The sequence below is a fragment of the Pradoshia sp. genome (assembly GCF_051873915.1).
Lineage (GTDB): Bacteria > Bacillota > Bacilli > Bacillales > Pradoshiaceae > Pradoshia.
Genome location: NZ_JBJEFJ010000097.1, coordinates 1 through 11236, shown reverse-complemented (window position 1 = coordinate 11236; position 11236 = coordinate 1). Strand labels below are relative to the sequence as shown.

The window sequence follows — 11236 nt, the reverse complement described above, 5'->3', positions numbered from 1 at the left end:
CTCATATAGGGAGGTCTTTTTCTTTTAGTCTGCAAGGTTTCCTTCGATTCTCGCAGGGTATTGTATGATACAGGCTACTAACACATAATCTGCCAAATATATCTGATAAAATACGAGAAGGACGTGAGAATATGATTTCAAAGGACCAAATCAATCAGTTGAAAGATAGATTGGAAGACCAAAAATCTGAACTCTTGGAAAAGATTCAGTCCGGGAAGAACTCCCGTATGGATTTAAGCGAGCGAGATTCTGTCAGTGAGCTATCAGCCTATGATAATCACCCTGCAGACCTCGGAACTGAATTATTTGAGCGGGAGAAGGATATCGCACTTCATGTTCATGAAGAAGAGCAAGTAAATCGAATTGATGATGCATTAAAGGCCATTGATGAGGGGACCTACGGGAAATGCCGGGAATGCGGACAGGAGATTCCTTTCGAACGACTGGAGGCCATTCCGAATACCCTTTATTGCATAGAGCATGCAGAGGCCGCAGACCGGCGCTCCGATGAAAAACGGCCAAGCGAGGAAAGTATAATCAAGGACCCTAGAAAGGATTCCATGCAGCGCACCTATGACCCGCGAATCGAGGATTACCGTGACAGCTTCGGGGATGCTGCTCGGTACGGAACATCTGAAACACCGTCCGACATGGCCAATAACAGCGGCGAGTATGACGATATGTATCCAGAGGAAGACCGATCAGGTGATTCTCCGAATGACATAGAGGACTTTGTCGGCAACGGCCCAGATGGTGAACGCACCGTTTACCGGAATGAGGAGCTTGAGGCTTATGAGGAAGAATTGGACGAAGAAGGAATCGAATCGCCACTCGGTGATATTCCATACCGTAAAGAGGACAGCTATGTAACTGATAAGAAGAAATAAGAAAAGCAAGCCCGAAATCGGGCTTGCTCAACTTCTTTAAGCTTGTATAATTGGAGAATTCACAGGCTTAATATGCCAGATATTATCTGCATACTCAGAGATTGTTCTGTCACTTGAGAAGAATCCTGAGTTAGCGATATTAACTACGCTTGACTGATTCCACTTCTTCTTATCTTCATAGGCTTTTGAGACCATTTCCTGTGTCTTCGCATACGAATCAAAGTCACGGAGAACAAAGTATTGATCATTCTCAATCAGCAAGGAATCATAAATCATGTCAAACATGCCATTTGTGTTCGGGAAGAAACCGTTCACAAGCTGGTTGACTGCTTCATGGATCCTTCTGTCGAGCATATAATATTCCGAAGAATGATAGCCTCCGTGGGCTTGATAATTCATAACTTCATCAGAGGTCATACCGAAGATAAAGATATTATCCTTGCCAACACGTTCATGAATCTCCACGTTTGCTCCATCCATCGTTCCGATTGTTAAAGCACCATTCATCATAAATTTCATATTTCCTGTGCCTGATGCTTCCTTGCTCGCTGTAGAGATTTGTTCACTCACCTCAGAAGCCGGGAAAATTTCCTCTGCCAATGACACACGATAATTCTCAAGGAAAACAACTTTTAAATAATCATTCGTTGTCTTGTCATTATTGACCTTCTCGGCGACTGTGTTAATCAGCTTAATGATTTTCTTCGCATAGTAATATCCTGGTGATGCCTTTGCCCCAAATATAAAGGTTCGCGGATGCGGACGGAAATTCGGCTCTTCCTTCATGCGATTATACAAATACATAATATGAAGAACATTTAATAATTGCCGTTTATATGCATGAAGACGTTTAACCTGCACATCAAAGATGCTGTCCACATTAACCTTAATCTGATTTTGCTGGAAGATACGCTCAGCCAGCTTAACTTTATTATCATGTTTGACCTTCTCAAGCTTTTCTAAGAAGGCGGCATCATTTTGGAATGACTCTACTCCTTTCAAGCATGAAGGGTCAACCATCCATTTATCCCCGATTGATTCCGTAATCAAATTGGAAAGGGCTGGGTTGGATTTAATGAGCCATCTTCGGTGCGTAATGCCATTCGTTTTGTTGTTAAATCGCTCTGGGAATACTTGATAGAAATTATTCATTTCCCGCTTTTTCAAAATCTCCGTATGTAAATGGGCAACCCCATTTGTGCTATGAGTGCCAACTAAGGCTAAATGAGCCATCTTCACCTGATCATGGGCGATGATCGCCATATCCTCAATTCGCTGCCATTGACCCGGATACTTATCCCACAACTCCTTACAGAAGCGTTCATTGATTTCTTGGACAATCATGTAGATGCGAGGCAAGAGCGGCTGGAACAGGCGTACTGGCCATTTCTCCAATGCCTCTGAAAGAGTTGTATGATTCGTATAAGAAAACGTTTGAACCGTAATGTCCCAAGCCTCTTCCCACGAAAGCATCTCCTCATCCAGTAAGATTCGCATCAGTTCAGGAATCGCAAGAACAGGGTGTGTATCATTGATATGTATAGATACATAATCGGGCAGCTGCCTAATATCCTTCTGCTTCTTCCTGAACGTATTTAAAATAGCATCGATACTTGCCCTCACTAAGAAGTATTGCTGTTTCAGCCGAAGAATCTTACCACTGTCCTCTGCGTCATCGGGATAAAGGAACTCAGATACCATTTCTGTCTCCCGCTTATAACGCATGATGTCATCATGGAATGGAACATTGGCAGGCTCCGCATTCCATAGACGAAGTGTATTCACCGTTTCTGTATGATAGCCTACAACTGGAATATCATAAGGAACGGCCATGATTGGTTCTGCATCGCGGTGTTTGAAGCAAAGCCGTCCATCCTCGTCATAGTAAGATTCAACCTTTCCCCAAAACGGGACTTCAACAGCCAAATCAGATTTACGTACCTCCCAGACCTGGCCATTTTGAAGCCATAGCTCCGGATATTCTACTTGGACACCGTCAATGATTTTCTGTTCAAACAGTCCGTATTTATAGCGGATGCCGCAGCCATGGCCTGGAAGATCAAGTGAAGCAAGGGAATCCATAAAGCAGGCTGCCAAGCGGCCAAGTCCTCCATTACCAAGAGCGGAATCAGGTTCAGTCGATTCTAAATCCTCCAGGTTTATCCCAAGGTCGGCAAGGCCCTCTTCCACGACATCATGAATGCCGAGGTTGAGGATGTTACTGCCCATGATTCTCCCAAGGAGGAATTCAATCGATAAATAATAGACTTGCTTCGTTTCGCTCGTACGGTATACTTGATTCGTTTTAATCCAATTGTTGCTGATATATTCGCGAATCATGTTGCCTAGCACGTGGTATTGGTCCTGCAGACTAGTCTCTTCAAAACTCTTTCCCACGGACATTTCTAGCTTGGATAAAAAGGCTTTCTTAAATTGTTCTTTATTATCAAACATCTAAAAATCATGCCCCCTAAATCAAGTCTGTATATAATCTTTCATACTCTACTGCTGAGCGTGCCCAGCTATAATCCTTCTCCATTGAATTCTGGACGATTTTCTTCCATTCCTTTGGTTTCTTATAGAAGGACAGCGCCCGATGGATCGTATAAAGCATGTCATGCGCATTGAAATTGGTAAAGGAAAAGCCGTTTCCTTCTCCCGTATATTCATTATATGGCTGCACTGTATCTCGCAGGCCTCCTGTTTCACGCACAATTGGCAATGTGCCATAGCGCATCGCAATCAATTGACTCAAGCCGCATGGTTCAAATTTAGACGGCATAAGGAATAAGTCAGCTCCCGCATAGATTTGGTGAGCAAGATCTTCATTAAAGCCGATATGAACACGGCATTTGTCCTGATACCACTGAGCTGAGTATCCAAAGAAATGCTCAAATTCCGGGTCACCTGTCCCCAGCATGATGAACTGGGCATCCTGCTGCATAATTTCATGGAAGACAGCTCGGACTAAATCGAACCCTTTTTGCTTCGTCAATCGTGAAATAACCGCAATCACCGGCTTACTCTCATCTACCGGCAAACCAAAGTGCTCCTGGAGCTTCTTTTTATTCTTTTTCTTGCCAGCCAAATCAGCCGCACTGAACTGGTACGGCAGGGAGGAATCGTTTTCCGGATTATACAAATCATTATCAATCCCATTAACGATGCCGTATAAATCATGGTCCCTAGATTGCAGTATACCCTCTAGCCGCTCCCCAAAATACGCCGTTTTTATTTCTTCCTTGTACGTTGGGCTTACAGTTGTAATTGCATCTGCATAAGTAAGTGCGGTCTTCATGAAATTGACGCATCCGCCAAACTCCACTTGATTAAAGTAATCATAATGAACACCAAGTACATCACCAAGGAAGCCTTTTTCATAGATTCCTTGGAACATTAAATTATGAATAGTAAATACATTCTTCACATTAGCCAGCTTTGTATCTTGATGCTGGGTCTTAAGAAGGAATGGAATCATGCCTGTATGCCAGTCATGCGTATGTATAATGTCAGGCAGGAAAGGAATATGATAAAGCGTTTCGACAGCCGCTTTGCAAAAATAGGCGAAGCGCTCTCCATCATCAAATTGTTCATACAATTTAGGACGATGGAAATAGTATTCATTGTCCATGAAATAATACGTAACACCCTCATATTCTAATTCAAATATTCCGCAGTACTGTCTTCTCCAGCTAAGCTGAACCTCAAATTCAGCAATCTTTTTTGCGGAATCAAAAAAATGGGCAGGGATTGTTCCATACTTTGGAAGCAATACTCTTACCTCATGCCCAAGTTTCTTCAATTCTTTTGGAAGGGAGCCGGCCACGTCGGCCAGCCCGCCAGATTTAGCAAATGGTACACATTCAGATACTATAAATAAAACATTCACGAATTCATCAACGCTCCTTGCTTTACACCTTTTTGAATGACGATTGGCTGGAATGGCGAACCAACTAATATTGTACCATCCGCAATCTCCACATCCTTATCAAGAATGACATAATCGAGCTTGCAATTCTTGCCTATTTTGGTTTTCTGCATGATGATGGAGTTTTTGATGGTTGTACCTTCGTCAATATTAACCGCTCTGAAAACGATGCTGTGGTCAACTTCTCCCTTAATGACACAGCCATTAGCAACCATCGCTTGAGTAACATTGGAGCCAATGCCATACTTGGAAGGCGGCTCATCCTTCACCTTCGTATAGATTGGGCTTTTCTTCATGAATAGCTGATACCAGTTGTCAACCTTCAATAGCTCCATGCTTGTTTGGAAGTAGGAGCTAATGGAATCAACAACCGCCAAATATCCATCATATTCAAATACATGGACCTTGAATCCAGAATAATGATCATGCACGGCTTCACTTACGGATGTATAGCCCGTCTCCTGACGTTCTTCAATCAATTTCACGAGCAAATCCTTCTTCAAGACATAGATTCCAAGGGATATCTTGCCCTTTTTGACTTCGGTAATGTCTCCTCCATGCTTCAAATGCTCTTTAAGCACGGCATTGAAGTCAATATTGCATACTGTATGGCTGTTTGCGACAACCACATATTCCTGCTCGCTTCTCTCAAGATAAGTCATATGATAAGAGAAATGCTCCAAGGAAGTGATTTCTCCATTCGTTTCCGCCGTATGCGGAACAGGCAGGAAGAAAAGCCCGTCTCTTTTTCTGTTCAAATCCCAATTCTTCCCTGTACCGAGATGGTCCATCAAGGAACGAAAATGATATTGTGGATAGACAGCCACATTAGATATGCCGGAATTAACCATGCTGGACAGGATGAAATCAATCAGCCGGAAGCGGCCTGCAATTGGCAAGGCGGCAACATTGCGGTGGTTCGTTAATATATCAAGAGATTCAAAGTTTTGCGTGGCATCAATAATGCCCAACAATGATTTATTCATATTCGTTTTTCAGCGCCTTTCAATATATTAGGATAGTTTTATCGCATTCTCTTCTGTAAGCAGCTCTGGATTAACTAGAATGACATCCTCATCATCAATCGGCTTGATCACTTGGTCATCCGGAATTACCGCACCAGGAGGAATGATGGCTCTTTCAATCACAACGTTCTTGCCAACGATGGCATCAGACATGATGACTGAATCCTTAATGTATGAGTTCTCTCCTACCCTTGCACCGTAGAACAAGACCGATTTCTCAATCTTCCCATCTACGATACAGCCTTCATTGATAAGCGATTCACGTACAACAGCCTTTTCAGATAAATATTGCGGAGCTCTGTTTGGATTAACAGAGTAAATACGCCATTTGTAGTCATACATATTTAACTCGCAATCTTCATCCAGCAAGTCCATATTCGCTTCCCAATAGCTTGTAAGTGTACCAACATCCTTCCAATAGCCTTGGAAAGGATAGGCATATACTTTTTTGTTATATTTCAATAGCATCGGAATAATATCTTTTCCAAAGTCACGAGAGGAATGTTCATTTTGGGCATCCTTGATCAAGAATTCCTTCAAGACTTTTCGATTGAAGATGTAAATGCCCATTGAGGCAAGATTATTTTTCGGTTTTTTCGGTTTTTCCTCAAATTCTTCAACAGAGTAATCATCTCTTGTATTCATGATACCGAAGCGGCTTGCTTCATCCCATGGAACTTCGATTACAGAGATCGTCGCGTCTGCTCCTTTTTCCTCATGATACTCAAGCATTTTGGAGTAATCCATCTTATAAATATGGTCACCAGAGAGGATGATGACATAATCCGGATCATATTGATCGATATAATTCAGGTTTTGATAAACCGCACTGGCTGTTCCTGTATACCATCTCATCTCCTTGGAGGCGGAGTATGGAGGAAGAACCGTTACACCCCCGTCCCGTAAATCCAAGTCCCAGGCACTTCCATTTGATAAATAAGAGTTAAGCAATAATGGCTGGTATTGGGTAAGAACTCCTACGGTATCAATGCCTGAATTGGTGCAATTACTTAATGTGAAGTCGATGATTCTGTACTTTCCGCCGAAAGGTACAGCTGGTTTTGCCACATCTGCGGTTAAAGCCTCAAGCCTTGTTCCTTGTCCCCCTGCGAGCAGCATTGCCACGATTTTTTTCTTTGCCATTTTGATTTAACTCCTTCCGTTTTTTAATTGGGCGAAGCACTGTGATACCAAATGGCGGTATCTTCACAACGACATGATATGGTTTTCCGTGGAACCCTTCATCCTGTGCCGGTATAGCCTTTTTATTCACATGATTGCTTCCGCCGTATTTTCGATCATCACTATTTAATATTTCTTTGTATTCATACTTATCCGGAACACCGACTTTGTATTGATCATAAGCAATATTTTTGAAATTACAGATAACAATCAATGGATTGCCGCCTTTATCCCTCCGTACAAAAGAGAAGATCGATTGGTCGGTATTATTGACATCAATCCATTCAAATCCTTCCGGGCAGTCATCCAGTTCATATAAAGGTTTGGATCGCTTATACAATTTTAATAAATCCTTAAAGAATTCATTCAGTGTGCGGTGGGAATCATAATTGAGCAGATGCCAGTCAAGTTGTTCTTTATCTTTCCATTCAGAAAACATGCCTAGCTCTCCACCCATGAACAACAATTTCTTCCCTGGGTGTGCAGCCATATATCCTAATAACAATTTCAATTGGGCGAATTTCTCTTCATAGCTTCCTGGCATTTTGTCTAGCAGGGATTTCTTGCCGTGAACCACTTCATCATGTGACAAAGGCAGAATAAAGCGCTCCGAGTAGGCATACATCAAGGAGAATGTTACTTTATGATGGAGATTTGAGCGGAAATGCTGATCCGTTTCCATGTATTCTAAAATATCGTTCATCCAACCCATATTCCACTTATGGGTAAATCCTAAACCTCCCTCTGTTACCGGCTTAGTTACCCCTGGCCAATCTGTTGAATCTTCTGCCATCATAAGCACGGAAGGGTCATATTCTTTAAGTACACGATTTAACGTCTTCATAAACTTGATTGCATATGGATTGATATCGCCACTATATGTATTCGGCCAATAAATCATATTGGCAACCGCATCCACCCGGAATCCATCCACATGGAAACAGTCCATCCAATAACGTGCGTTTGAAATCAGGAAGCTGTGAACTTCCGGCTTCCCTAAATCAAAATTAGCCGTTCCCCAAACTGGATTCTCCCGATGCTTATGGTCATGGTATTCATAAACCGGGGCTCCATCAAAGAGGAATAATCCATGGGCATCCTTGCAATAATGCCCTGGCACCCAATCAAGCAAAACACCGATATTATTTTGATGACATTGATCGATGAAATATCTTAAGTCATCCGGATTGCCATATCGGCTTGTAGGTGAGTAATAGCCAGTTCCTTGATAACCCCATGAGCCATCAAAGGGATGCTCTGTAAGCGGCATAAGCTCAATATGAGTAAAGCCCTGCTCAATGATGTAAGGAATCAGTTCAGATGCTAGCTCCCTATATGTATAAAAATACTCTATCTCACATTCAATGCTAGGGATAAAATCATCCTCATCCTTTATCTTCTTCTTCCACGTTCCCGCATGCATTTCATAAATATAAAGCGGCTCATCTGTACAATTTTTCTTGGATTTCTTCTTAAGCCATGATTGGTCACTCCATGTATAATCCGTTTCATACGGATATACAACGGAAGCGGTATTTGGTCTGATTTCTGAAAAGAAGGCATACGGGTCGCTTTTTAGAAGGATTTCACCTGATATTGCTTCAATCTCATACTTGTAAATTTCATTGGAGAGATTCGCTTCAATGAGGACAGACCAGATCCCTTGTTCGGATACTTTCACCAGTTCATAGCCTATGCCATTCCACTTGTTGAAAGAGCCGACTAACCGGATGCTGCGGGCGTTTGGGGCAAATACTGTAAAGCGGGTAAACACTTTATTATTTTCCTCAATTAGATGGGCTCCAAACAGCTTGTAAGCATCATATAGTGAGCCCTCATGAAATAAGTGAATCTGATAATCTGTAGGTGCATTATGAGGCATATCATCACCCTTTCAGTATTTTTTCAAAGTATTCCTAATATAATAATTAAACTATTTAACCCATAAATAACGCAAATGTAAAAATTGTTAAAATATTTATTATATCCCCACATTTTTTACCTTTTCGACTGATTTCTCCCTGTCAGTTGCTTTTTCATATTCCCTTTATCAAGCAGGTTGAAAACATTCATAAAGACCTATTTAAGCTCATTATGCATACATTTATTTGCTAAATAATACACCTCGTTAATAATGATTTCGCTTAATCTTCTCAACTTCCTGCCTGAAATTCTGTGGAAGAAATAAATATGAACATATTCTACTATCATTGCGTTATTATTTATCTACTTTTATCATACTAGATATTACGCTTCGTATTATCTAACAATTGGGTGAATTCAAAATAACGTTTTTGTTAGATAGGCATCTCAGCTGTATTAAATAGAAAGCCCTGTTAAGTGTTGATTTACGCTGGAGGGGCAAATTCAAGGGTTTTAATGAGCTGCCACCAATGCTTTTTTATCTGCGGATTGACTCCTTTTCGTAATCTCATAGGAATCAATCACCTGAAACGTTAACGGGCAGTTTTCAATTATCAACAACCTTCTTTAACACGCCAAATGAACGCAAAAAAAGACATGTACAATTTGTACATGTCTCTTAATAATATTATCTTATGACCCCTACGGGATTCGAACCCGTGTTACCGCCGTGAAAGGGCGGTGTCTTAACCGCTTGACCAAGGGGCCGAATGGTGGCTCAGGACGGAATCGAACCGCCGACACAAGGATTTTCAGTCCTTTGCTCTACCGACTGAGCTACTGAGCCATCATTTATGTAAATGGCGGTCCGGACGGGACTCGAACCCGCGACCTCCTGCGTGACAGGCAGGCATTCTAACCAACTGAACTACCGGACCAATATAAAGGATATTATGGAGGAGGAAGAGGGATTCGAACCCCCGCGCGGTTTGACCCGCCTCTCGGTTTTCAAGACCGATCCCTTCAGCCAGACTTGGGTATTCCTCCAATATGAGATGGTGCCGGCAAGAGGACTTGAACCCCCAACCTACTGATTACAAGTCAGTTGCTCTACCAATTGAGCTACACCGGCAAATAATAATCTCTCGTTGACTGCTTTATTATTCTAACCTGTTTCTAGGGATAATTCAATCAGAAATATATGGAAATACTAATTTTATTTTTACGTAGAATCTTAAAGATCTGGAAGTATAGAAGAACGACCTCACCTTCAGTGATGGCGAGAGAAGAAAAGCCCTTATCAGCCCGTTTAAAGGCTTTTAGAATGAAGATAAATAAAGGAACCCTCTCTATCATCTTTCATCCCAGAACGCCCTTCAGAGCTGTTTAACCATCTAGTTAATTTTATGCTTCATCTTATTTAGAATGATACAATACAATCTACTCCCTAATCTGAATCGAAAACCAATACAAGTTGTATTTATTTTTCATGCCGCTTTAAACAACTTCTAAATAATCATTCTTCTATGACTAAATCATTAACTCTTGGTGAGAATAGAATGTTCCCTCTGCTCAAGAGCCATATGCCGAATGGATAGAATTTTAGAAACAAAGAAAAAACCATGCACAATTTGTACATGGTTTATGACCCCTACGGGATTCGAACCCGTGTTACCGCCGTGAAAGGGCGGTGTCTTAACCGCTTGACCAAGGGGCCAAATGGCGGAGAAGGAGGGATTTGAACCCTCGCGCCGGTTACCCGACCTACACCCTTAGCAGGGGCGCCTCTTCAGCCTCTTGAGTACTTCCCCATATATATGGCTCCGCAGGTAGGATTCGAACCTACGACCGCTCGGTTAACAGCCGAGTGCTCTACCACTGAGCTACTGCGGAATATTGATATGGGCCTAAATGGACTCGAACCATCGACCTCACGCTTATCAGGCGTGCGCTCTAACCAGCTGAGCTATAGGCCCATTATGATAATAATTGGAGCGGGTGAAGGGAATCGAACCCTCATCATCAGCTTGGAAGGCTGAGGTTTTACCACTAAACTACACCCGCATCTATGGGGCGGCTGATGGGAATCGAACCCACGAATGTCGGAACCACAATCCGATGCGTTAACCACTTCGCCACAACCGCCGTGCGTTATTTGTTAATTAAATGGTGGCTCAGGACGGAATCGAACCGCCGACACAAGGATTTTCAGTCCTTTGCTCTACCGACTGAGCTACTGAGCCAATTCATTTTTCTTTATATGCTGCTCAATGCTAATCGATGAGCTAACAGTAATAATGGCGGTCCGGACGGGACTCGAACCCGCGACCTCCTGCGTGACAGGCAGGCAT

Annotated in this window: 6 protein-coding genes and 12 tRNA genes; 1 reads left to right on the top strand and 17 read right to left on the bottom strand. The window is 42.3% G+C overall.

Going from position 1 to position 11236, the window contains the following annotated elements:
* Positions 1 to 131 precede the first annotated feature (131 nt).
* Positions 132 to 887, top strand: a complete 756-nt coding sequence (locus ACI35L_RS09010) for a TraR/DksA C4-type zinc finger protein (protein ID WP_049669786.1) — start codon at positions 132 to 134, stop codon at positions 885 to 887.
* A 36-nt stretch (positions 888 to 923) separates the two neighbouring features.
* Here the strand turns inward: ACI35L_RS09010 and ACI35L_RS09005 are convergent, their stop codons facing one another.
* The 17 genes from ACI35L_RS09005 to ACI35L_RS08925 form a co-directional block, all read right to left on the bottom strand.
* Positions 924 to 3341, bottom strand: coding sequence for a glycogen/starch/alpha-glucan phosphorylase (locus tag ACI35L_RS09005; RefSeq protein ID WP_049669785.1), 2418 nt, complete (start codon positions 3339 to 3341; stop codon positions 924 to 926).
* A gap of 16 nt (positions 3342 to 3357) precedes the next feature.
* The gene (gene glgA, locus ACI35L_RS09000) at positions 3358 to 4776 is read right to left on the bottom strand and encodes a glycogen synthase GlgA (RefSeq protein WP_049669784.1); all 1419 of its coding nucleotides are present in this window, start codon (positions 4774 to 4776) and stop codon (positions 3358 to 3360) included.
* Positions 4773 to 5801 carry a sugar phosphate nucleotidyltransferase gene (locus ACI35L_RS08995; RefSeq protein ID WP_049669783.1) on the bottom strand — a complete coding sequence of 343 codons (1029 nt, stop codon included), beginning with the start codon at positions 5799 to 5801 and terminating at the stop codon, positions 4773 to 4775. Before ACI35L_RS08995 ends, glgA begins: the two co-directional genes overlap by 4 nt.
* A 27-nt stretch (positions 5802 to 5828) precedes the next feature.
* Positions 5829 to 6983: a glucose-1-phosphate adenylyltransferase gene (locus ACI35L_RS08990; RefSeq protein WP_049669782.1), complete on the bottom strand. Its 1155-nt coding sequence runs from the start codon at positions 6981 to 6983 to the stop codon at positions 5829 to 5831.
* Positions 6925 to 8904, bottom strand: coding sequence for a 1,4-alpha-glucan branching protein GlgB (gene glgB / locus ACI35L_RS08985; RefSeq protein WP_049669781.1), 1980 nt, complete (start codon positions 8902 to 8904; stop codon positions 6925 to 6927). The genes ACI35L_RS08990 and glgB overlap by 59 nt, the downstream gene beginning before the upstream one ends.
* A gap of 677 nt (positions 8905 to 9581) precedes the next feature.
* Positions 9582 to 9653: transfer RNA gene (locus ACI35L_RS08980), tRNA-Glu, on the bottom strand.
* 3 nt (positions 9654 to 9656) lie between these two features.
* Positions 9657 to 9732: transfer RNA gene (locus ACI35L_RS08975), tRNA-Phe, on the bottom strand.
* 14 nt (positions 9733 to 9746) lie between these two features.
* Positions 9747 to 9823, bottom strand: a tRNA-Asp gene (locus ACI35L_RS08970).
* Positions 9824 to 9839: 16 nt separating this feature from the next.
* Positions 9840 to 9932: transfer RNA gene (locus ACI35L_RS08965), tRNA-Ser, on the bottom strand.
* A 9-nt stretch (positions 9933 to 9941) separates the two neighbouring features.
* Positions 9942 to 10017, bottom strand: a tRNA-Thr gene (locus tag ACI35L_RS08960).
* Between the two features lie 513 nt (positions 10018 to 10530).
* Positions 10531 to 10602, bottom strand: a tRNA-Glu gene (locus ACI35L_RS08955).
* A 3-nt stretch (positions 10603 to 10605) separates the two neighbouring features.
* Positions 10606 to 10696: transfer RNA gene (locus ACI35L_RS08950), tRNA-Ser, on the bottom strand.
* 7 nt (positions 10697 to 10703) lie between these two features.
* Positions 10704 to 10778: transfer RNA gene (locus ACI35L_RS08945), tRNA-Asn, on the bottom strand.
* 9 nt (positions 10779 to 10787) lie between these two features.
* Positions 10788 to 10861 (bottom strand) — tRNA-Ile (locus tag ACI35L_RS08940).
* A 14-nt stretch (positions 10862 to 10875) separates the two neighbouring features.
* A tRNA-Gly gene (locus tag ACI35L_RS08935) sits at positions 10876 to 10949 on the bottom strand.
* Between the two features lie 5 nt (positions 10950 to 10954).
* Positions 10955 to 11030: transfer RNA gene (locus ACI35L_RS08930), tRNA-His, on the bottom strand.
* Between the two features lie 22 nt (positions 11031 to 11052).
* Positions 11053 to 11128, bottom strand: a tRNA-Phe gene (locus ACI35L_RS08925).
* Positions 11129 to 11236 lie beyond the last annotated feature (108 nt).